At 63.8% G+C, this 21,740-nt stretch carries 23 protein-coding genes; 10 read left to right on the forward strand and 13 right to left on the reverse strand.

Going from position 1 to position 21,740, the window contains the following annotated elements; translation table 11 throughout:
- Positions 1–8: 8 nt before the first annotated feature.
- The 3 genes from MIC97_RS09545 to MIC97_RS09555 all read left to right on the forward strand — a co-directional run bounded on the left by MIC97_RS09545 (position 9) and on the right by MIC97_RS09555 (position 1,804).
- Positions 9–389 (forward strand): RNA-binding S4 domain-containing protein, encoded by a 381-nt coding sequence (locus MIC97_RS09545; protein WP_183824979.1) that lies wholly within the window; start codon positions 9–11, stop codon positions 387–389.
- A 151-nt stretch (positions 390–540) separates the two neighbouring features.
- Positions 541–879: a ferredoxin FdxA gene (gene fdxA, locus MIC97_RS09550; protein ID WP_183824982.1), complete on the forward strand. Its 339-nt coding sequence runs from the start codon at positions 541–543 to the stop codon at positions 877–879.
- 343 nt (positions 880–1,222) lie between these two features.
- A complete protein-coding gene (locus MIC97_RS09555; RefSeq protein WP_183824985.1) occupies positions 1,223–1,804 on the forward strand; it encodes a CarD family transcriptional regulator in 582 nt (193 codons plus the stop codon).
- A gap of 89 nt (positions 1,805–1,893) precedes the next feature.
- Here MIC97_RS09555 and MIC97_RS09560 read toward each other — a convergent pair whose 3' ends face one another.
- The 6 genes from MIC97_RS09560 to hemC all read right to left on the reverse strand — a co-directional run bounded on the left by MIC97_RS09560 (position 1,894) and on the right by hemC (position 8,128).
- Positions 1,894–2,604 carry a glutamine amidotransferase gene (locus MIC97_RS09560; RefSeq protein WP_183824988.1) on the reverse strand — a complete coding sequence of 237 codons (711 nt, stop codon included), beginning with the start codon at positions 2,602–2,604 and terminating at the stop codon, positions 1,894–1,896.
- 134 nt (positions 2,605–2,738) lie between these two features.
- The gene (locus tag MIC97_RS09565) at positions 2,739–3,218 is read right to left on the reverse strand and encodes a TerB family tellurite resistance protein (protein ID WP_239799828.1); all 480 of its coding nucleotides are present in this window, start codon (positions 3,216–3,218) and stop codon (positions 2,739–2,741) included.
- Positions 3,218–4,957, reverse strand: a complete 1,740-nt coding sequence (locus MIC97_RS09570) for a heme biosynthesis protein HemY (protein ID WP_239799829.1) — start codon at positions 4,955–4,957, stop codon at positions 3,218–3,220. Before MIC97_RS09570 ends, MIC97_RS09565 begins: the two co-directional genes overlap by 1 nt.
- A gap of 3 nt (positions 4,958–4,960) precedes the next feature.
- Entirely contained in the window at positions 4,961–6,358 is a 1,398-nt protein-coding gene (locus MIC97_RS09575; protein ID WP_239799830.1) for a phage tail protein, read from the reverse strand.
- A gap of 106 nt (positions 6,359–6,464) precedes the next feature.
- Positions 6,465–7,202 (reverse strand): uroporphyrinogen-III synthase, encoded by a 738-nt coding sequence (locus MIC97_RS09580; protein WP_345773557.1) that lies wholly within the window; start codon positions 7,200–7,202, stop codon positions 6,465–6,467.
- A complete protein-coding gene (gene hemC / locus MIC97_RS09585; RefSeq protein ID WP_239799831.1) occupies positions 7,181–8,128 on the reverse strand; it encodes a hydroxymethylbilane synthase in 948 nt (315 codons plus the stop codon). The genes MIC97_RS09580 and hemC overlap by 22 nt, the downstream gene beginning before the upstream one ends.
- A gap of 93 nt (positions 8,129–8,221) precedes the next feature.
- Between hemC and tsaD the strand changes: the two genes are divergently transcribed.
- From tsaD to MIC97_RS09610, 5 genes are read left to right on the forward strand one after another with little or no spacing between them, the layout of a single operon-like run.
- Positions 8,222–9,313, forward strand: a complete 1,092-nt coding sequence (tsaD, locus tag MIC97_RS09590) for a tRNA (adenosine(37)-N6)-threonylcarbamoyltransferase complex transferase subunit TsaD (RefSeq protein WP_239801082.1) — start codon at positions 8,222–8,224, stop codon at positions 9,311–9,313.
- The gene (locus tag MIC97_RS09595) at positions 9,310–10,308 is read left to right on the forward strand and encodes an NAD(P)H-dependent glycerol-3-phosphate dehydrogenase (RefSeq protein WP_239799832.1); all 999 of its coding nucleotides are present in this window, start codon (positions 9,310–9,312) and stop codon (positions 10,306–10,308) included. Before tsaD ends, MIC97_RS09595 begins: the two co-directional genes overlap by 4 nt.
- Before the next feature lie 11 nt (positions 10,309–10,319).
- Positions 10,320–10,613, forward strand: coding sequence for a YciI-like protein (locus MIC97_RS09600; RefSeq protein WP_183825005.1), 294 nt, complete (start codon positions 10,320–10,322; stop codon positions 10,611–10,613).
- Between the two features lie 16 nt (positions 10,614–10,629).
- Positions 10,630–11,070 (forward strand): EVE domain-containing protein, encoded by a 441-nt coding sequence (locus MIC97_RS09605; protein WP_239799833.1) that lies wholly within the window; start codon positions 10,630–10,632, stop codon positions 11,068–11,070.
- On the forward strand, positions 11,067–11,732 hold the full coding sequence (locus MIC97_RS09610; RefSeq protein WP_239799834.1) for a methyltransferase: 666 nt from the start codon (positions 11,067–11,069) through the stop codon (positions 11,730–11,732). The genes MIC97_RS09605 and MIC97_RS09610 overlap by 4 nt, the downstream gene beginning before the upstream one ends.
- Here MIC97_RS09610 and MIC97_RS09615 read toward each other — a convergent pair.
- Complete coding sequence (locus tag MIC97_RS09615) at positions 11,725–12,288, reverse strand: L,D-transpeptidase (RefSeq protein ID WP_239799835.1); 564 nt, start codon at positions 12,286–12,288, stop codon at positions 11,725–11,727. The two genes, MIC97_RS09610 and MIC97_RS09615, sit on opposite strands and share 8 nt — an antisense overlap.
- A 125-nt stretch (positions 12,289–12,413) precedes the next feature.
- On the opposite strand from MIC97_RS09615, the gene MIC97_RS09620 reads away from it, so the two are divergent.
- Together MIC97_RS09620 and MIC97_RS09625 are read left to right on the forward strand one after the other, a co-directional pair.
- Positions 12,414–13,097, forward strand: coding sequence for a response regulator transcription factor (locus MIC97_RS09620; RefSeq protein WP_239799836.1), 684 nt, complete (start codon positions 12,414–12,416; stop codon positions 13,095–13,097).
- An 85-nt stretch (positions 13,098–13,182) separates the two neighbouring features.
- The gene (locus MIC97_RS09625) at positions 13,183–13,638 is read left to right on the forward strand and encodes a cyclic nucleotide-binding domain-containing protein (RefSeq protein WP_239799837.1); all 456 of its coding nucleotides are present in this window, start codon (positions 13,183–13,185) and stop codon (positions 13,636–13,638) included.
- A gap of 13 nt (positions 13,639–13,651) precedes the next feature.
- Here the strand turns inward: MIC97_RS09625 and MIC97_RS09630 are convergent, their stop codons facing one another.
- The 6 genes from MIC97_RS09630 to MIC97_RS09655 all read right to left on the reverse strand — a co-directional run bounded on the left by MIC97_RS09630 (position 13,652) and on the right by MIC97_RS09655 (position 21,583).
- Positions 13,652–14,455 carry an exodeoxyribonuclease III gene (locus MIC97_RS09630; protein ID WP_239801083.1) on the reverse strand — a complete coding sequence of 268 codons (804 nt, stop codon included), beginning with the start codon at positions 14,453–14,455 and terminating at the stop codon, positions 13,652–13,654.
- A 92-nt stretch (positions 14,456–14,547) separates the two neighbouring features.
- Entirely contained in the window at positions 14,548–15,240 is a 693-nt protein-coding gene (locus MIC97_RS09635; RefSeq protein ID WP_239799838.1) for an outer membrane lipoprotein carrier protein LolA, read from the reverse strand.
- Positions 15,241–15,383: 143 nt separating this feature from the next.
- Positions 15,384–18,053 (reverse strand): DNA translocase FtsK, encoded by a 2,670-nt coding sequence (locus MIC97_RS09640; protein WP_239799839.1) that lies wholly within the window; start codon positions 18,051–18,053, stop codon positions 15,384–15,386.
- Between the two features lie 243 nt (positions 18,054–18,296).
- The gene (locus tag MIC97_RS09645) at positions 18,297–19,430 is read right to left on the reverse strand and encodes a porin (RefSeq protein ID WP_239799840.1); all 1,134 of its coding nucleotides are present in this window, start codon (positions 19,428–19,430) and stop codon (positions 18,297–18,299) included.
- A gap of 426 nt (positions 19,431–19,856) precedes the next feature.
- Entirely contained in the window at positions 19,857–21,212 is a 1,356-nt protein-coding gene (locus MIC97_RS09650) for an ammonium transporter (RefSeq protein ID WP_239799841.1), read from the reverse strand.
- A gap of 32 nt (positions 21,213–21,244) precedes the next feature.
- Positions 21,245–21,583 (reverse strand): P-II family nitrogen regulator, encoded by a 339-nt coding sequence (locus MIC97_RS09655; RefSeq protein ID WP_183825039.1) that lies wholly within the window; start codon positions 21,581–21,583, stop codon positions 21,245–21,247.
- Positions 21,584–21,740: the final 157 nt, after the last annotated feature.

Here is a 21,740-nt window from a genome sequence, read left to right on the forward strand (position 1 = left end):
GTCGGACGATGGCAGCAGCTGGCCGCCAGCGCCTCGACAAATGGCTGTTCTTTACGCGCGTCGTGAAATCGCGTTCGCTTGCCGCCAAACTGGCGGTCAGCGGGCGCGTCCGCATCAATCGCGACAAAGCATCGCAGGCCTCCGATCTGGTGAAGCCGGGCGACGTTCTCACCATCACGCTGGAGCGTCGCATACTGGTCTGGAAAGTGCTCGACACCGGCACGCGCCGCGGCCCGGCACCTGAAGCCCGAACCCTTTACGAGGACTTGTCTCCGGCCCCGTCACAGGCGGAAATTCCGGATGCGCAGGCTCCCCTGCGGGAGGCCGGAAGCGGTCGTCCCACCAAGAAGGAACGCCGTATCACGAACCGGCTGCTGGGACGGGAATAACATGCTGGCGCGAGAACCCCCGGCGCAAAATCATTCCGCCAGGGGCGCTATGGCGCATGCGCTTCGGCTTGAAAGCGCGGTGCAAAGGCGTTACCTCACCCCTCGATGACGCGACCCGAAATTGGCATGTACGGGACGCCCGGAGCCTCGTATGACTTATGTAGTCACCGACAATTGCATCAAGTGCAAATACACCGACTGTGTCGAAGTGTGTCCGGTCGACTGCTTCTATGAAGGCGAGAACATGCTCGTCATTCATCCCGACGAGTGCATCGACTGCGGCGTGTGCGAACCGGAATGCCCGGCCGACGCCATTCGCCCCGACACGGAACCCGGCCTCGATCAGTGGCTGCAGCTCAATGCCGAATATGCGGAGAAGTGGCCCAACCTGACCACCAAGAAGGATCAGCTTCCCGAAGCCGAGGAATTCGACGGACAGACCGGCAAGCTGGAGAAGTATTTTTCTCCTGAAGCCGGCAGCGGCGACTAGCACTTTATTTTGTCATCGTGCCTTTGAGAATGGCAGCTATGCTTGCCCTTCATGGCGCTTGCCGTTAGCGTGTGCAGCAAAATCTTGATTCTTGCGACTTTTTGTGTTACACATCGGCCAACATGCCCGTGACACAACGTCGATTTATGGCGCACACGCCCTAATCACTGAAAGGTGAATCTCCCAGTCCGGACCAGAGCGATCTGGGCCATGTGGTCGTTTAGCGTCCAGGCCCTCAGCTTTTCTTCCGGACAATTCACTGTTGCGCGGTATCTGCCGGCTGGTCCGGCCCCACTGTGTACGGTCGGCGTGGCGCCGGCCACAACAAGGAGTCTATGGCGTAATGGCAACCAGCACCCCGCAGAAGAAGTCTGCTCCCACGCGTCACGGTTTCAAAAGCGGCGAGTTCATCGTCTATCCAGCCCATGGTGTCGGCCAGATCGTAACCATCGAGGAGCAGGAAGTCGCAGGGCACAAGCTGGAATTGTTCGTCATCGATTTCCAGAAGGACAAGATGCGGCTGAAGGTTCCGGTGGCCAAGGCCACCTCCATCGGCATGCGCAAGCTTTCGGAAACCGATTATGTCGATCGCGCCCTGAAGGTCGTTCAGGGCCGCGCCCGCGTTAAGCGCACCATGTGGTCGCGCCGCGCGCAGGAATACGATGCCAAGATCAATTCCGGCGACCTGATCTCGATCTCGGAAGTCGTGCGCGACCTCTACCGCGCCGAGAACCAGCCCGAGCAGTCCTACTCCGAGCGTCAGCTCTATGAGGCGGCCCTCGACCGCATGGCCCGCGAGATCGCGGCCGTCAACCGCATGTCGGAAACCGAAGCGGTGCGCCTGATCGAGGTGAACCTCAACAAGGGCCCCAAGCGCGGCACCAAGGCCGACAATGAGGAAGGCGAGCAGGAAGAAGCCGCCTGATCCTGTCCGGCCCCGATCATTTCCGGCACTGCCGGCTGAAATCTGAAAACCGCGGGTCGCAAGATCCGCGGTTTTTCTTTTGAGTCGCCTTACCGCACCGGCGCGTGGCCGAAGATCGTCTCCAGGAACTCGCCGAGCCAGCGCCTGAGATGCATGTCCCAGATCAGCCGTCCGCCGAGATGGTCGCGGCCGGGCTGGGCGCCCGGAAGCGAGAAGCGCTGCGCCCCATGTACCACCCAGCGATGCATCATCGCCTGCGTCAGCTCGCCGTGAAACTGGATGCCATAAGCCTTCTCGCCATAGCGGAAGGCCTGATTGGGATATGTGTCGGCCGTGGCGAGCAGCGTCGCATCGGACGGCAGCGTGAAGCCCTCGCGGTGGAACTGATAGACCATGTCGGGCCAGTGCAGCAGCTGCCGTCCACAGCCGGTTGCCTCGATCGGATACCAGCCGATCTCCACCAGCCCACGTCCATGTCCCTCCACCTTGCCGCCGAGATGCTTTGCCAGCATCTGCGCGCCGAGGCAGATGCCGAGGAAGGGCTTGTCCTCCTTCAGCGGAACGCGCATCCAGTCGGTCTCGCGCCTGACGAACTCATCGGGATCGTTGGCGCTCATCGGCCCGCCGAACACCACCGCTCCGGCATGGCCGTCGAGCGTGTCCGGCAAGGGATCGCCAAGCGGCGGGCGTCTGATGTCAAGATCGAAGCCGCGCTCCATGAGCATATGCCCGACGCGGCCGGGGCTCGACGTCTCCTGATGCAGGACTGTCAGTATTCTCGGTCGGGTTCTGGCAAGCATCGCGGGCAGAATCAGCAGATGATTTGCCGGATTATAGCGACTTCATCAAAAGTGCGAAGCGCAATTGCGTGAAAACAAAGGCTTAGATCGTCAGTGCGGCGCGCCGAGAAAACCAGACGCTTTGTGGCCGGATTCTACTCCTCATCAGGAATTTTAGCCGGATCCGGCAGGCTCGCCGCCACCTTGCGGCGTTCGCTGATACGGTCCTGCCGCTCCACGTCCAGCAGCTCTGCAACGCGCCACACCGTATTGTCCTCCAGCTCGTGCAGCTCGCCATCGGCGAAGACGATCTCCCACATCAGCCCGATGAAGGCCTTGCGTCCGTCAGGATCGAGATGGCGCTTGAGCACGCTGGTGAAGGCATAGAAATCAACGGCCTCGCGGTCCGCCTGTTCGCCGGCCTTTGCCAGGTCGTCCAGCTCGGTTCCGGACACGCCGTAATTCTCACCGAGAACGGCCTTGAACCGCTCCCACTCCGCATCCTGCCGCACACCGTCGACATTCATGACGTGGTAGAGCAGTGCTGCGGCGGCCACGCGTGGATCGTCGTCACCGGTGCTGCGACCGGAGCCGCCCGGAATTTCCTTGAGAAAACTTAGAAAACGCTCGAACATCAAAACAGCTTGAACCTCGTTGCCTGGGGCTCTGGCTCGTCGTCGGGATCGACGCCGGGATCGTCGGGAAGGCGGGGCATGAAATCCTGCCGGGACGCGCTTTCGACATCCGGCGGCGGCGGAATCTTGCTCCTACCCGCCCGCTTTGCCGGATCGGATTGCACCGGGGCCGGCGCGGGCTCTTCCCTGACCGCCACGGAAGGCTTCGGGGCTGGCGCTACGGCCGGTTGAGCGGGCGGAGACGCAGCCGGGATCTGACTTGCGTGAGGCACAACGGCTGGAGCCTGCCCGTTACGGGCGGCGGGTTCGGCCGCGACCACGACAGCCGGCACAGCCTCGATGATCTCGGCCTCCGCGACCTCGCCCAGCCGTTCCGCGGCGACGGGCGCGGCAATGGCGGGAGCCGGTTTTTCAGCCTTGCCGGGCTCATCGCTCTCGATCATGTGGCCGATATGCTCGACCGGCGCACGCCATTCGAAGGCATCCAGCCTGCCAGTTACGGGGGAGACAGGCGCCCAGGTTTCCGCAACCACGCCATCCGCCACCCATTCAGGATCGCGGGGCGCGCGCACGGCCTTTGCCAGCAACTGCCGCACCTTGCCTTCATCGCCGGTTTCGGCTTCCTCGATGTCGGCAAGCAGCAGGTAGGCGCCCTCGCGGGGGTCGATGCGAATGGCGGCCTCCGCCTCGGCGCGCGCCGAGCGGTAGTCCTTTGCGTCCAGCGCCGCGCGCGCCACCGCCAGCGCCGATTCGGCGTTGTTCTTCTTCATGTCCTGAAGCTTGCGCGCCCGCTTCAGCCGGTCGAGCACGGCATCCCCCGGCCGGGCATGGATATAGAGATCGGCGACCTCTGGATGCGGTGCGGCCCGCCACACATGCTCAAGCAGCTTCGACGCCTTGCGCACATCGTCATTGCGCAAAAGCGCTCTGGCCGCGACCAGCGCGGCCGGCACGAAGTCGGGCTCGAGCTTGTTGGCTTCCAGCGCCGCCGTCTTTGCCGCCGCCGGATCGGTGCCCATCAGCTCAGTGGCCTTGGCCGTCAGCAGCACCGCACGCTGGCGGTTGGCCACGGCCGGCTCGATCCGCTTCGTCGATTTCTGTGCTGCCACCAGTTCCAGCGCGCCATCCCACTGGCTGCGCGCGGCCAGTTCCTCGATGGTCGCTTCCGTCGCCCAGTTGAGCTGCGGAGCCACGGCCGCCGCACGGCCGGCATAATGGCGCGCCGCATTGCGGTCGCCAAGACGCCCGGCCTCCAGATAAAGCCCGCGCAGGCCAAGCAGCCGCGTCTCGGGATCGTCGAGCATCGCCTCGAATTTCCGCCGCGCCGCATCATGGTCGCCTTCCAGCAGGGCCGTCTGGGCTTCCAGAAGATGGATCAGCGGTTCCTGATCGGAACTGATCAGCTTGGCGGCTTCCTTGCCCTTCTTGCGGGCCAGCACGCCATCGCCCGCTCCCGCTGCGATCATGCCCGTTGACAGTGCCTGATAGCCGCGATCACGCCGCCGCACGCGAAAATGCCGGGCGATGGCGTAGGGGCTGTTCCAGATCGACCTGATCAGCCACCAGGCAATCATCGTCGCCGCAACGACGGCGACGACGCCCACCGCGGCCACCATCAGGCTCACCTGATAGCGGTAGCCGCCGAAGGTGACGACCATGTCGCCCGGACGATCCGCCAGCCACGCAAAGCCGAGACCAAGCGCCAGAACGATGAGGAGATAGAACAGGATGCGGATCATGCCTTACCCTTCGCCTCCCGCCATGGTTTCCGCCACCAGCGCATCGACCTGCGCTTCGGCCTCCATGCGGGCCCTGAGCGCTGCGGCGAAATCCGCCCCCGCCGCCTGCACCGGCGCCGGCAGGGCCTCATATTCAGTGAGCGCCTTGCCGTAGTCGCCCTGGCTCACCGCCGCTTCCAGCCGCGCCACCGTCTCCGGCACGCCGGGGCCTTCCACGGCACCGATCGGCCGCACCTTGACCAGCTTTTCCGCGCTCGACATCAGGCGCTGGACGAAACCGGCATTGTCATCGACCGGATCGTCGGCCGCCACCATGGCGTCGGCCGCCGCATCCACCTGCGCGGCGATCTCCGTGCGGGTCGCGACGCCCTGTTCGGCATAGCTGCGCAAACCTGCAAGCTGCGGCGCTTCCGGTGCGATCGCCGCAAAGGTCTCCAGTTCGGCCTTGAACGGCGCACCGCGCTCCAGCGCCGATTTCAGCGCGGAAGCCGCGATCGCCAGCGCGATCTTCGGTTGTCCCGCCTGCTCCTCGACCTTGCCGGTGACGTCTGCCAGCGACTGGTCCAGCACCGCCAGTCGGCTGGCCTGCTGCCGGGCACCCTCGCCGGCGGCGCGGACCAGCTCCTCCAGCGCGGCCAGCCGCTCATTGACGGGGCCGAGATCGACAGCTTCCGGCGTTGCCGCCTCGCCAAGCGCGGCAACCGAGGTTTCGAGTTCGCCCACCTTCTGCGACAGCGCTGCCAGCGCCTCGCCATTGTCGCCGCTGCCTGCGCTCGCCTCCACTGTGCTTTTCAGGGAGGCAAGCTCGCCCTTCACTTGGTCGAGACCGGTTGAAAGGCTTTCGATACGCTGTGCGGATCCATCGTCGCTCCGCGATGCGGCAAGATCGGAAATCTGCGCCTGCAATTCTGCGATACGCCCGCTGCTGTCGGTCGAAGCATAGCCGCCCGGAGCCCCAAGCACCCCGGCGAACTGCAGGGCGCCAGCACCGGCCAGCGCCACCACGCCGCCAACGAGGCCGGCAGCCAGCAGACCGATACCACCGCGCGGGGCCGGTTCCGGCTGCGGTGCCGACTGTGCAGGAGCTGCCTTTTCAGCAGGCTTCGCGGTATCCTTTGCGGTGTCTGCTACCGGTTTTTCGTCTGTCTTCGACACAGGCTTTTCCGTAAAACTGTAGTCCCGAGCATGGTCGCGCACCGGCGGTTCCGCCGGCTTCGCCTCTGCTGCGCCTCTGACGGCTTCTTCCGCTTTCACCGAAGGCTCGGGCGTGGAAGGCACAGACTCTGGCGTGGTCGCGGCTGTATCGGCCTTTTCCACCCGCGACACCTGATCGGAATCCAGATCGATCGTCACCGGCTCACGGCTGCTCTTCGAATGGCGCGTTCTTGGCGTCTTGACCATGCCGGCTCCCCACTTCTTCGTGCCGCCCGCGGACACAGGATTTCAACAGAGGTCTAGCACACCTCAAAGCGGTGAAAAGGGGCGGTGTGATGACGCGCCCCCCAACTTACATACCCCGGCGACGGGACAGAAGCGCCAGCAATGCAGGCTCCGAGGGCTGCGGAGCGCTGTTCACCATGACCGCAGATTCTTCACCCATGCCAGCGGCTATGCGTGGCGAGAGAGCGAAAAAATCCGCCGTCGCAAAGAGCGGGCGCAGAGCTTTCCGCCGCATCAGAGCGCGCATGGCCTGTGCCGCCGTCACCGAATAAAGCAGCACCGCAGCGACGCCCTGTCCGCCGAGCCGTTCACGGATATCCGCCTCATCATAGTCGATCGCCACCGTATCGTAGACCTCCAGCGCCTCGACACGAACGCCCGATGCGGCCAATCGTTCCTCGAAGCCCGAAAACCGCACCCGCCCGCACAGATAGGCGATCTTCCCTGAAAAACCGGCGGCGATCTGCCGGGCGAGCCCGGCGGCATCGCCCGGACCTTCCTCGATATGGGTAAAGCCGGCCTTGCGCGCGGCCTCCGCGGTGCGCGCGCCCACGACATGGCAGACAAGGTGCGACAGCCTGCCGATAAGCTCCGGGGAGGCGTGGCGCAGCGCATTGGCGCTGGTCACGGCCACCGCCCCGGCATCGCCGGAAACAGTGGAAGGATCGATGGCGAGTGCTTCGGTGCGCGACAGGGGCAACACCAACGGCTCGAAGCCCAGCCCGGCCAGCCGGGCCGCCGTGCGGGTGGCGCCCGGTTCAGGTCGGGTGACGAGAACCCGCGTCAGAACCAGCCCTCGAAGAATTGCGTTCCGGCCTTCTCGCGCACGTCCGCGCCGGCCTTCGCGCCGATGGCTGCAGCATCTTCCACGCGGCCTTCGGCGCCGATCTCGTGCCAGAGCGTGCCGTCCGGCGTGATGATCAGGCCCCGGAAGCGCAGCATGCCGTTCTCGACCACCGCATGGCCGCCGATCGGCGTGCGGCAGGAACCGTCCAGCGCCGCGAGAAAGGCGCGTTCACAGGCAAGCGCCTGTCCCGTCGCCTCGTCATGGATGGGTGCCAGCATGCGCGCGACCTCCGCGTCGTTCCCGCGATGCTCGATGCTGATCGCGCCCTGCCCCGGAGCGGGCGGAAAGCTGTCCACCGGCATGATGTCGGTGGCGATGTGCTCCATCTTCAGCCGCCTCAGACCGGCGAGCGCCAGCATGGTGCCGGAAACGATGCCCTCTTCCAGCTTGCGCAGCCGGCTCTGCACGTTGCCGCGGAACATCACCACATCGATATCCGGGCGCATGCGGCGGATCAGCGCCTGCCGCCGCAGCGACGACGACCCGAACTTCACGCCCTGCGGCAGATCCATGATCGACGGCGCGGAGAGGCTGATGAAGCTGTCGCGCACATCCTCGCGCGGCAGGAAGGTTGACAGCACCAGACCGGGCGGCAGCAGGGTCGGCATGTCCTTGGAGGAATGGACGGCAATGTCGATGCGCCCGTCGTAAAGCGCGTCTTCCAGTTCCTTGGTGAACAGGCCCTTGCCGCCGGCTTCCGAAAGGGGCCGGTCCTGAATCGCATCGCCGGTGGTGGTGATCGGCACGATCTCGAAGCTTTCCGCACCGAGCCCATGCGCCGCCATGAGCCGGTCGCGCGCCTCATGCGCCTGTGCCATGGCCAGCGGGCTGGCGCGTGTTCCGATCTTCAGCACGGATTGCCCCTTCCTGATAACGGTTTGCATCACACGCGGTCCATGATAACCCGGCGACGATTGTGATCGGCCCTTCTCCTATCGGGGAAAGCGATGAGGGGCAACTTTGAGGTTCGCGGCGACGTGATACGCGTGCTTGGCATCGAAACCAGTTGCGACGAGACGGCGGCAAGCGTCGTCGCGCTCGACGATGCATCGGGCCCGCCCCGGATCCTGTCCAACGTGATCCTCAGCCAGGTGGAGGAACATGCCGCCTTCGGCGGCGTGGTGCCGGAAATCGCCGCCCGCGCCCATGTCGAGGCGCTGGACGGCATCATCGAGGCAGCACTGGCGGATGCGGGCGTCACGCTTGCCGAAGTCGATGCGGTTGCCGCCACAGCCGGTCCCGGCCTTGTCGGCGGGCTGATCGTCGGCCTGATGACGGCCAAGGCCATTGCCGCCGCCGCGAACAAGCCGCTTATCGCCGTCAACCATCTGGAAGGCCATGCGCTCACCGCCCGACTTACCGATGGGCTGGAGTTTCCCTATCTGCTGCTGCTGGTCTCCGGCGGCCACACCCAGATCGTGCGCGTGGCCGGCGTCGGCGACTATCGCCGCTGGGCGACGACCATCGACGATGCGCTGGGCGAAGCCTTCGACAAGGTCGCCAAGATGCTGGCCCTTCCCTATCCCGGCGGCCCCAATGTCGAGAAGGCGGCGGCGAAGGGCGATCCGTACCGCTTCGCCTTTCCGCGCCCGATGAAAGGCTCGGCCCAGCCCGATTTTTCCTTCTCCGGCCTCAAGACCGCCGTGCGGCAAGCCGCGACGGCGATTGCGCCCCTGTCCGATCAGGACGTGGCCGACATCTGCGCCTCATTTCAGGCGGCGGTGGCCGATGCGCTGGCCGACCGCGTCGCGCGCGCCCTGCACCGTTTCCGGGCGGACTATCCCGGCAAGGCCGAATCTGCGCTGGTGGTGGCCGGCGGCGTCGCCGCCAACCGTGTCATTCGTGAAACCCTTGAGCGCCTGTGCGCCGAAAACGGCTTTCGTTTCGTCGCCCCGCCGCACAGCCTGTGCACGGACAATGCCGCGATGATCGCATGGGCGGGAATCGAGCGGCTGAACGCCGGCAAGGCCGACATCGACGCCTTCGATTTCGCCCCGCGCTCGCGCTGGCCGCTGGACGAAGTCTCGGCGCCCGTGGTCGGGTTCGGCAGACGCGGAGCAAAAGCATGAGCCGAAATCCAGTCCCGTCGCGAACCACCGTTCTGGGCGGCGGCGCCTGGGGTACGGCGCTGGCGCTTGCCGCCCTTCATGCCGGCCATGCGGTGCGCCTGTGGGCCCGCGATGCGGACATGGCGGCTGCGATCGCGAAAGGCGAAAACCCGCGCTACCTGCCAGGCATCTCCTTCGACACGGGCATCGAAACGACCACGGATCTGCAGGCCGCCCTTGCCGATGCCGATTGCGTGCTTTCGGTCACGCCCGCGCAATCGCTGCGCAGCGTGCTGGAGCAGGTGAAGCCACGTATGCCGGCCGGCATTCCGTTCGTCCTGTGCGCCAAGGGCATCGAGCGCGAGACCGGCGCGCTGCTGTCCTCGATCGTTGCCGAAATCCTGCCCGACAATCCGGTGGCAATCCTGTCCGGTCCGAGCTTCGCCGCCGACGTGGCGCGCGGCCTGCCGACGGCGGTTGTCGTCGCGGCCCGCGACAACGCCCTTGCCATGCAGCTTGCAGCGCGCTTTTCCGCGCAAAACCTGCGCTGCTATGCCAGCGACGACATCATTGGCGTGGAACTGGGCGGTGCCCTGAAAAACGTGTTCGCCATCGCCGCCGGCGCGGTCGTCGGCGCAGAGCTTGGCGCGAGCGCGCAGGCGGCCATGGTCACCCGCGGCTTCGTGGAGTTGCGCCGTCTGGGTGCGGCCTTCGGCGCGCAGCCCGAAACGCTGATGGGCCTTTCCGGCCTCGGCGACCTGATGCTCACCTGCTCCTCCACCCAGTCCCGCAACTTCACCTACGGGCTGGCGCTGGGCCGGGGCGAATCGCTTGAAGGCCGGCCGCTGGCCGAGGGCGTGCCGACAGCCGCCATTGCCGCCCGCCTTGCCGCCGAACATGCCGTGGAGGCGCCGATCATCTCCGCCGTTGCCGCCATCCTGCAGGGCGCCATCACCGTCACCGAAGCCGTGGAAGCGCTGATGACCCGGCCGCTGAAGCACGAAAACAAAATCTAGGAGCCAGAGACATGCTTTTCGCCCTGATCTGCAAGGACAAGCCCGGCTCGCTGCAACTGCGGCTCGACACAAGGCCCACCCATGCCGCCTATCTGGAAGGGCTCAACGCAGCCGGAAAGCTCGCCTTCGCCGGCCCCTTCCTCGATGCCGACGGCAAGCCGGAGGGCAGCCTCGTCGTGGTCGAGGCCGCGGACAAGGCCGAGGCCGAAGCCATCGCTGCGGCCGACCCTTACGCACTCGCCAGCCTGTTCGACAGCGTCGAGGTGCGGGCCTGGAACTGGGTCTTCAACAAGCCGTCCGCCTGAGGGGAGCGCTTCCGCAATGAATTACTGGCTGTTCAAATCCGAGCCTTTCAAATTCTCCTTCGACGACCTGAAGAAGAAAGGCGAGAAGGGCGAGGAATGGGATGGCGTGCGCAACTACGCCGCGCGCAACAACATGCGCGCCATGCAGATCGGCGATCTCGGCTTCTTCTACCACTCCAATGAGGGGCTGAATGTCGTCGGCATCGTGGAAGTCTGCGCGCTGGCCCATCCCGACAGCACCACGGACGATCCGCGCTGGGAATGCGTCGACATCCGCTATGCGCGCGACATGCCGCAACCCGTCAGCCTTGCCGACGTGAAAGCCAATCCGCATCTGTCGGAAATGGCGCTGGTGCGCCTTGGCCGCCTTTCGGTGCAGCCGGTGACGCGGGCGGAATGGGAAGAGGTCTGCCGCATGGGCGGCCTCGTGCCCGCTCCCATGAGGCCCGCTCCATGAAGCTGACGGCGCGGACGGCAGAGACCTTCATCCGCGCCAACACGGGCCTGATCAGGCCGCCACATGTGCCGGAAATCGCGCTCCATCTGGCCGATGAGGCGCATGATCTGTGGCAGCGCACTGAGGAAGAACTGGCGGAGATCGGCCTCCCTCCGCCCTTCTGGGCCTTCGCATGGGCGGGCGGACAGGGCCTTGCCCGCCACATCTTCGATCATCCCGAAATCGTGCGCGGCAAAATAGTGCTGGATTTCGCCTCCGGCTCCGGCCTTGTCGCCATCGCAGCCGCAAAAGCCGGCGCGACCAGCGTGATGGCTTGCGACATCGATCCGTTCTGCGAAACCGCCATTACCCTCAATGCCGCAGCCAACAACGTTTCCGTCGCCTTCGACGGTTCCGACCTCGTCGGCACCGATGGCGGCTGGGACGTGATTCTGGCCGGTGACGTGTTCTACGAAAAGCCCTTTGCCGAGCGGCTGGTCCCGTGGTTTGGAGCTCTGAGGGCCCGGAGTGCCGACATACTGGTCGGCGATCCCGGCCGCTCCTACCTGCCGAAATCCGGGCTCGAAAAGCTGGCCGTCTATGAAGTGCCGGTGACGCGGGCGCTGGAGGATGCCGAGGTCAAGCGCACCACCGTATGGCGGTTTGGCTGCACCGCTACCTGACCACCTTCAGCACCGTGCGCCGGGAAAGATGCGGCAGCAACCGCTCCATATCGCGGCGGCTGATAGCCACGCAACCTTCAGTCGGCGCGTAGCCCGGTCTTGCCAGATGAAAGAAGATGGCGCTGCCACGCCCGCGCTTGCGCGGCGCGATGTTCCAGTCCAGCACGAGACACGCATCATAAAGATGATCCGCCCGCTGCATGGTCTCGTGGCTTGCCTTGCAGGGCAGCCGCACCGGCCGGTTGTAGTTGCGGTCGCCCGGCGCGTCGCACCAGCCGAGCCCCGCATCCGTCGCCGCCATGGGCAGACAGGTGCGGCGGGCGCCGGCAAAGCGCTCATTGCGGAAATAGCCGGAGAGGATGCGCATCGCGGCCAGCGGTGTCGCTCCATCGCCCTCTCGCTTGTTGGCGGTTATCCCCCCCTTGCCCAGCGCACATGGAATAACCAGCGGTCCGGCCTGCAAAAGCCCCTGCGTGGGCTTGCCCGGACGCGCCCGGACCACCAGAACAGCAAGGCTGCCGGGGAAAGTTTCAGTCGCGGCATTGCGTCCGCGCATTTTCCTGTATGATCTGGCCACGGAACAAATCAGCGTGATCGGAAGTTTGCCGGTCACCTTCCGCAAAAAATCGCCCCGGTCAACCGGAAGCCGGAAGACCAGGCAGAAGAACGGACTGATCCACGATGACCTCACGGACCCTGTTGATTGTCGATGATGACGAGGACCTGCGCGAAACGCTGGTGGAGCAATTGTCGCTCTACGAGGAATTCGACGTTTTGCAGGAAGCCAGCGCCGCGCGCGGCATGGCCACTGTGCGCAACGGACTGATCGATTTGCTCGTCATGGACATCGGCCTGCCCGACATGGACGGCCGCGAGGCGGTGAAGATGCTGCGCAAGGGAGGCTTCAAGGCCCCCATCATCATGCTGACCGGCCATGACACCGATTCCGACACCATTCTGGGGCTGGAAGCCGGCGCCAACGACTATGTGACCAAGCCGTTCCGCTTCGCGGTGCTGCTGGCCCGCATCCGTGCCCAGCTTCGCCAGCACGAGCAGAGCGAGGATGCCACCTTCACTGTCGGTCCCTACACCTTCAAGCCCAGCCAGAAGCTGCTGATCGACCAGCGTGGCGGCAAGATCAGGCTCACCGAAAAGGAAGCCGCGATCATCAAATATCTCTACCGGGCAGAGCAGAAAGTCGTCACCCGCGACGTGCTTCTGGAGGAGGTGTGGGGCTACAATTCAGGCGTCACCACCCATACGCTGGAGACCCATGTTTATCGCTTGCGCCAGAAAATCGAACGCGATCCCTCCAATGCGGAGATTCTCGTTACGGAAAGTGGAGGCTACAAGCTGGTTCCTTAAGCAATTTCAGGTGTATTAACCGACAATGATTCGGGGCGCGGGTCGTGGGTGGAGGGAACGGCCTATCGATACGGGGACATAGCTGATGGCGCTGGATGATGACATCCGCCTCCTGTCTGGCGTGGAGCTTTTTGCCGACTTCACGAGCGAACAGTTGCGCCTGCTCGCCTTCGGTGCGGAAACGACAAGCCTGCAGGCAGAGCGCAAGCTGTTTCGGGAAGCCGATGAGGCCGACTGCGCCTACATCATCATCAGCGGCCGCATCGCGCTGTATTACGAGGATGACGCGGAAAAAACGCCGATCGCCGCGGCCGGCGCCGGCGAGATTCTGGGCGAGATGGCCCTTATCTCCGACACGCGGCGCATGACCAGCGCCTACGCCCAGACCGACACGCAGGTGCTGCGACTCAACCGGTCGATGTTCCGGCGCATTCTGGAAGAATATCCGGAGGTCGCCGTGCACCTGCACGGCCGCATCCTGCAACGCTTTCAGGCGCTGGTGGAGCGCATCGAAGGCATGGCGCCCCGCTTCGAGGAATAAGCCGGCGTACGCTTCACAGATCGAAGCTGGCGATCACCGGCACGTGGTCCGACGGGCGCTCCCATCCGCGTGCCTCGCGCAGGATCTCATACCCGGCAAAGTGCGGCACCAGATTGGGCGAGGACCACACATGGTCCAGACGCCGCCCGCGATCCGAGATGTCCCAGTCGCGCGCCCGGTAGCTCCACCACGTATAGATCTTCTGCTCATGGGGAATGTTGTGGCGCATCAGGTCCACCCATTCGCCAGCCTCGCGCATCGCGTCGAAATTCGTCGTCTCGACCGGCGTATGGCTGACCACCTTGAGCAGCTGCTTGTGTGACCACACATCATGTTCCAGCGGCGCGATGTTGAGGTCGCCGACCAGAATCGAGCCGGACACCTCGTCATGCTCGGCGCGAATCGCGCGCATTTCCTCGACGAAACTCAGCTTGTGGCGGAATTTCGGGTTGATCTCGGGGTCCGGCTCGTCGCCGCCGGCCGGCACATAGAAATTATGCAGGAGGATTTTCCGCGATCCCGCATCCAGCGTCACCGACAGATGGCGGCTGTCGTCGATCTCGCAGAAACGCCGTTTCTCGACGATCTCCAGCGGTCGGCGCGAGATGGTTGCGACGCCGTGATAGCCCTTCTGGCCGTGGATGGCGATGTGCTCGTAACCCAGTTTGCGCAAAGGCTTGAACGGAAACAGGTCGTCCGGACACTTGGTTTCCTGCAAACACAGGACATCCGGCTGGTATTGCTGGAGGAAGTGCTCCACCAGCGGCATGCGCAGACGAACGGAGTTGATGTTCCAGGTGGCGAGCTTGAAAGACATGGCGCGGAACATGTCAGCGACGGATGCGAAAAACAAGTCGGGGCACGCCTTCCGACGCGCCCCGGCGGGATTTCCACAGATGCCGTGAGACCTTACGGCCCCTTGCTGTTGAGCACGCGATTGGCGCGATAATCGATGGTGAAGGTGTCGGCAGCGAAACGCACGCCTTCCTGCACGTTGAAGATCATCACTGTCGTGTCCTTGCCCTGTGCGTCGGTGATCGTCCACTGGCGCAGCTCGAAGGTTTTCGGGTCGAACATCATGGTGATCATGGCGTTGCCGAACACCGACTTGTCGGCGAGCTGGATGGTGGTGAGATCGTCTTCCTGCTTCACGCTGCGAACCTTGTCGCCCGACAGGTCGATGCGCTCATCGAGCAGCAGCTTCAACGGCGTCTTCGACAGGGGATAAAGATCGGAGGTCTGGAGCTTCTGGTTGAGAATGACCACCGATTTTCCATCGGCAATCACGCGGAATTTGGAGGACCCGTCATAGTTGAAACGGATTTTTCCGGGGCGTTCCAGAAAGAACTTGCCCCCGGTCTGCTCACCCTTGGGGCCGAACTGCACGAACTCGCCGGTCATCGACCTGACTGAGGAAAAATGATCGGCAATGCGCTGCGCGGCGGCAGGAACCGTCTGCGCTGCAGCCTCTGGCGTGAAGCCGGGAGTGATATTGAGCGCCGCCGCGCCCACGCAGGCCAGTCCGAGGCCCAATCCGAGGCGAATCAGGCGGCGGCGGGAGAAACCGGTTTCGGCGGCCGTGGCAAAAATCTGGTTCGTCATTCGTGTCGCTCTCGTCTCGTCTGCCCTTCGGAATGCTTTTGAGCTTTCAGTTGGGCTTAAGTTTGACCGCCGCAGGAAGTTCCATGAGGCCAGAGCAATTCCAGCAAAAGTGCGTAGCCGTTTTGCGTCCGGAATTGCTCTGGTCAGAACTTGTCCTCTTCCGTCGGCACGAGGATTTCGCGCTTGCCGGCGTGGTTGGCAGGCCCGACGATGCCTTCCTGCTCCATGCGCTCGATGATCGAGGCCGCCCGGTTGTAGCCGATGCCAAGACGGCGCTGGATGTAGGAGGTCGAGGCCTTGCCGTCGCGCAGCACCACGGCAACCGCCTGATCGTAGGGATCGTCCGAATCCTCGAAATTGCCACCGGAACCGCCCTTGCCGGCGGGCTCGTCGCCATCCTCCTCGTCATCCTCAGTGATGGCATCGAGATATTGCGGTACGCCCTGCAATTTGAGATGCGCGACCACCTTCTCGACCTCGTCATCGGAAACGAAGGGGCCGTGAACGCGCTGGATGCGACCGCCGCCGGCCATATAGAGCATGTCGCCCATGCCCAGAAGCTGCTCGGCGCCCTGCTCGCCCAGAATGGTGCGGCTGTCGATCTTCGAGGTGACCTGGAAGGAAATGCGGGTCGGGAAATTGGCCTTGATCGTACCGGTGATGACGTCCACCGACGGCCGCTGCGTGGCCATGATGACGTGGATGCCGGCCGCACGCGCCATCTGCGCCAGCCGCTGCACCGCGCCTTCGATGTCCTTGCCGGCCACCATCATGAGGTCAGCCATTTCGTCGATGATGACGACGATGTAGGGCATCGGCTCAAGATCGAGGTGTTCGGTTTCGTAGATCGCCTCGCCGGTCTGGCGGTCGAAACCGGTCTGCACGGTGCGGGTGATCTGTTCGCCTTTCTTGTCGGCCGCCGCCACCCGCGCATTGAAGCCGTCGATGTTGCGCACGCCCACCTTGGACATCTTGCGGTAGCGGTCTTCCATTTCCCGCACCGTCCACTTCAGTGCCACAACGGCCTTCTTCGGATCGGTAACCACCGGCGTCAGCAGATGCGGAATGCCATCATAAACCGACAGTTCCAGCATCTTCGGATCGATCATGATCAGGCGGCACTGCTCCGGAGTCATCCGATAAAGCAGCGACAGGATCATGGTGTTGATGGCCACCGACTTGCCCGAACCGGTGGTGCCGGCCACCAGAACGTGCGGCATCTTGGCGATGTCGACGATCACCGCCTCGCCATTGATGGTCTTGCCTAGCGCCAGAGCGAGCTTGGCCTTGCTGGTCTCGAAATCCCGGCTGGCCAGAATCTCGCGCAGATAAACGGTTTCGCGCCTTGCATTGGGAAGCTCGATGCCGATGGCGTTGCGGCCGGGAACCACGGCGACGCGCGCGGCGATCGCGCTCATGGAGCGGGCGATGTCGTCGGCAAGACCGATGACGCGGCTCGACTTGATGCCGGGCGCAGGCTCCAGCTCATAGAGGGTGACCACCGGACCGGGGCGCACCTGAATGATCTCGCCCTTGACGCCGAAATCCTCCAGAACCCCTTCCAGCAGGCGGGCGTTCTGCTCCAGCGCATCCGCCGAGAGGCTGGAATCGCGCACCACATTGGGCGGGTTGGACAGGAAGTGCAGCGACGGCATCTCAAAGCTGTGCGCGCCGCTCATGCCCGGATGAATGAGCGAAGTCTGCGCCTCGCGCTGCACCCGGGCACCGGGCGCCGGGCGCGGCGCGGGCGATGCCACGCGCGCTCCGCCTTCGGGAGACCGGAAATTCTGGACATGACCTTGCGGCGCATGGCCGTGCTGATCGTCGAACCAGAGATCGCCTTCGTCCCCATCGTCGAAGACGTCGCGGTCATGCGGATCGAGCGGCGGTGAGGGCTGCCTGACCATTTCCGCAAATAGCTCGGGTTCGACGCGAGCGCTGCCGCCGCGATACATGCGGGCTTCTTCCATTTCCGCCGATTCGACGCGCTCAGCCGCCTGCCGCCATGCGCTGCGGCGCGACTGGGCCGGCATTTCGGGATAACCATCATCAGCCGCCCGACGGGACGGCACATGCCTGTGCATCCAGCCCCGTGCCGACATCCACCAGTGGCCCAGCATACCCAGCAGCAGGCTACCACGCCCCTCATCGTCGTCCTCGCCATCCTCATAGAGGACGGAATCCGCATCGTCTGCGTCGTCATATTCATCTGCGTCTGTGATGGCGACGCCATTGCCGCGCCGGATCAGGCCCGAACCATAGGCAAACAGCCACAGGCAGGGCGCCGCCAGCACGCCGGCAATGACCGCAGCCACCAGTCCGGTCGGATAATCGCCGATGAACATGCCGGGGATTCGCAGCACCATGTCGCCCGACACACCCCCGAGCCCTGTCGGCAGTGGCCAGGTAGGCGGCGGCGTGATGCAGGCGGCCATCGCGGCGGCCAGCAGCGAAAAGCCCAGCCAGCCAAGCGCGCGCCGCGGCAGACGCCCGATCCCGCGCGCTGAAAACAGAATGAAGCCCCAGATCACCGCCGGCACGAGGCTGGCGACGGCAGCCAGACCGAAGAACTGCATGGCGAGATCCGAGAACACCGCGCCGGCATAGCCCATGGCGTTGGTGACGATGTTATCGGTGGCATGGCTGAAACTTGGGTCGGAGACGTTCCAGGTGGCCAGACTTGCCACGCCGAAGCCCACGAAAGCGAACAGCGCGAAGCCGGTTATCCGCCCGACCTGCCGTCGCGCGAATGCCTGCAGGCCTCCATAGGCCGGTTCTTCCAGCGCAAGCCGTGCTGTCGCCCCTGAACGCATCAATCTGGTCCTCGTCGGTCTTGGTGAGCCGGCGCGAACGCCGGACGGACTCTGAGGCTCAAACTAGCGAAGGGATGGTTAAAACCGCATTAACCATGCGGGAGGTGAGCGCTTTTCAACCGCCGGCTGTCCGGAAGCTACACTCCACGGCATCTGCGAAATGTTTTGAGCCGGACAAGACTTCAAAAGAAAAAACCCGGCAGTTGCCTGCCGGGTTCTTCTGTTCAGACGGTAGAACCGATCTTAGAACGAACGCTGGAAGCGGAGGAAACCACCCCAACCATCATCCTTGCCGCCAATCTTGTTGCCGACGGCGTCGTAGTTCTTCCAAGAAGCGTAGGAGACTTCCGGACGGATTACGAAGCCATGAACGAGCTCGTGACGGAGGCCGACAACAGCGCCAAAGGTCTCGAGATCGTCATAGGAAAGCTGAACGTCAAGAGCGGTCTTTTCATTGAAGCGGTACTGACCGCCGCCCCAGACAGCCCAGTCGCCGCCCCAGACGCCGTAGTAGCTGCCGCCATTGTGGTCGATACCGGAGATGCCGCCACCGTTGACGTAGGCTGCAGTCTGCCAATCCCAGTCCTGATAACCACCCATCACCCAGAGGGTCAGAGCGTCGTTGACATTGACATCAACGCGAAGCTTACCAGCGACCTTCTCGTAGACGGAGTCATAAGCGATGACACCGGCGATCTTGCCCCAGCCCTGCGTGTACGAAGCGCCAGCCACGACATGCGGAACGTAGGAGTCGAGCACGAACTCACCCGTACCTTCTTCAACACCGATGGTAGCGGAGAAACCGTTGCCGCCATCGAAGGTGTAGGAGATCTGGTGCGACTTACCGGGGGTGTAATTGACGTAGCCGTCATTGATCACCGTACCAGCCGAGTCGGTCAGCGACTCGAACAGCGAGTCGGAGTAGCCGATGGTCAGGCCACCGAGCTGGATAAGGGCATGATCAATGCTAGCACCGCTGCCGCCTCGGTGGTCATCAAAGCGGTTGAAGTCGATTGCCATGTAGCCGCGCAGGGTGCCGTACTCGGTCTCCGAGCGGGCATCCAGCTGCAGCTGAGCGCGCATACGCTTGTAGTAGGTGTCGTTCGTGTCGAAATTGCCGCGCATGTCGTCCTTGCGGTCGAGAACGTCGGTATGACCATTCAGATCACCCACGCCGATGTCGTAGCGCAGATAACCGCCCACGCGCAGGCAGGTTTCGGTGCCCGGAATGTAGAAGTAGCCAGCGCCGTAGACGTCGCAGATGCGGACGTATTCAGCGGGTTCCGGCTCGGCCACGACGATAGCGTCGGCGGCGCGCGCACCGGAGACTGCGACGAGAGCCGCAGCGGAGCCGAGAAGAAGGCTCTTGATGTTCATTTTCTGACCTCCAGTCAAAAGTTCAAAAACGGGTCTGGGCTATTCTTTGCCGAAGGACAGCGTTCCCTGCCCCATCCCCACGGTCGAAAAAGACGCGCACCGCGCCTCTCCTTCGAAACCGACATTACCCATCGGGCGGCTCCGTTCAACAAGGAACGCAACGCGCTGCAACTTCAGCAGCTGCTATCCGAGAGGTGTGTTGCACAAACGCCACGATTTTGCGCGCGCCGGAAAGGTTTCATTAACGATTGGGGGCCGCCGGACCCGATGTTTCGGTTCTCGAAGCCTCGAATCGGACAGGAATCAAAAAAAGAGGGCCGGCAGAACCGGCCCCGAAGCATTACAACCAGATACATCGCAAATTCTGTTTATACTCTTTTTGCGTGTATTTTTCCCCTCTGGTGGCGATGGATATCGATGGGTCGATCAAGGATGATAGGCGACCTCGCCATGGGAGGTGATGTCCAGTCCCTGCGCTTCTTCTTCAGCCTTGGGCCGCAACCCGACAAGCGCATCGACAAGCTTGTAGAGAATGGCTGAAACGACACCGCACCAGACGATGGTGATGAGGACGGCGAGGAACTGCGTCCACAGCTGCGCACCCATGGTCACGCCTTCGCCGTAGCCGACACCGCCCAGAGAGGCCGAAGCGAAGATGCCCGTGCCGATGGCGCCGACAATGCCGGCGACGCCGTGGATGCCGAACACGTCGAGGGAATCATCATAGCCAAGCCGGATCTTGACGACCGCAACGAAGTAATAGGCCACCACGCTGGCGATGGCGCCGAGAACGATGGCGCCGACCGGGCCAACGAAGCCGGCCGCAGGCGTCACCGCGACGAGGCCAGCGATCACACCGGACGCGCCGCCCAGCATCGAGGCCTTGCCCCGCGCCGCCTTTTCCACCAGCGACCAGGCAATGACTGCACCGGCGGTGGCCGTGAAGGTGTTGATCATGGCAAGAGCCGCGGATCCACCGGCCGAAAGCGCTGAACCCGCATTGAAGCCGAACCAGCCCACCCACAGGATGGCCGCACCCACCAGCGTCAGCGGCAGATTGTGCGGCGCCATGTTTTCCTTGCCGTAGCCCGCACGCTTGCCGATCACGATCGCACCGACCAGCGCCGCGATGCCGGCATTTATGTGAACCACCGTGCCGCCGGCGAAGTCCATGGTGCCCCAGCCGAAGAACAGGCCGTTCTCATCCCACGCCATGTGGGCGACGGGGAAGTAGACGAGGCTGACCCACAGAACGACGAACAGGATGACGGCGCCAAACTTCACGCGCTCGGCGAAACCACCCACGATCAGCGCCGGCGTGATGCAGGCGAAGGTCATCTGGAAACAGATGAAGACGAGTTCGGGAATGGTGCCCGAGACGGAGTCCGGCGTCACCCCGGCGAGGAAAAGCTTGCCGAAGCCGCCGAAGAAGGGGCTGTCGCTGCCGCCGAAAGCGAAGGAATAGCCCCACAGCACCCACACAACGATGACGGCGGCGGTGATCATGGTGCACTGCATCAGCACCGACAGCACATTCCGGGACCGCACGAGGCCGCCATAAAACAGGGCCAGACCCGGCAGGATCATGAACAGCACGAGAATGGTCGAAACCAGCATCCAGGCTGTATCGCCGGAATTGATCGCGGCTGCCGCAACCGCTTCCGTCGCGGCTTCCGCCGCTTCCGGGGCGGCTTCCTGCGCCGAGGCGGCGAGCGGGCCGAACAGCGCCAGAGCCGCCGGGCCAAGCAGCCCCGCTCTTGTCAGGGTGGAAGAAAAATTCATTGATCTCTCCATGATAAATCGGGCGCGCCTGATCACAGGGCGTCGGTGTCGGTTTCGCCGGTACGGATGCGCACGGCCTGATCGATGCCGAAGACGAAGATCTTGCCGTCTCCGATCTGGCCTGTGCGGGCGGCGGTGCGGATGGCCTCGACGGCCTTGTCGGCAAGGTCGCCGGCGACCGCGACGTCGATCCTTATTTTCGGCAGGAAGCTCACGGCGTATTCGGCGCCGCGGTAGATTTCAGTGTGCCCCTTCTGACGCCCGTAGCCCTTGACCTCGGTAACGGTCAGACCTTCGATGCCGAGCGCCATCAACGCCTCGCGCACTTCGTCGAGCTTGAACGGCTTGATGACAGCCATCACGATTTTCATCAGCTTTCACCCTCTGCTGGTGCGGCATCCCGCACGCTGTCTCACCGACCCGACGCGGACCGGCAGCACAAAGTGACAATCAAGCGCCGTGCCAGTTGCCCTGGCACGCGCTCAACACGCTGATTTCAAAGCGATAAAATTTTCCTTCCGAGGCTGG

The organism is Aquamicrobium sp. NLF2-7, assembly GCF_022359935.1.
Taxonomy (GTDB): domain Bacteria; phylum Pseudomonadota; class Alphaproteobacteria; order Rhizobiales; family Rhizobiaceae; genus Mesorhizobium; species Mesorhizobium lusatiense.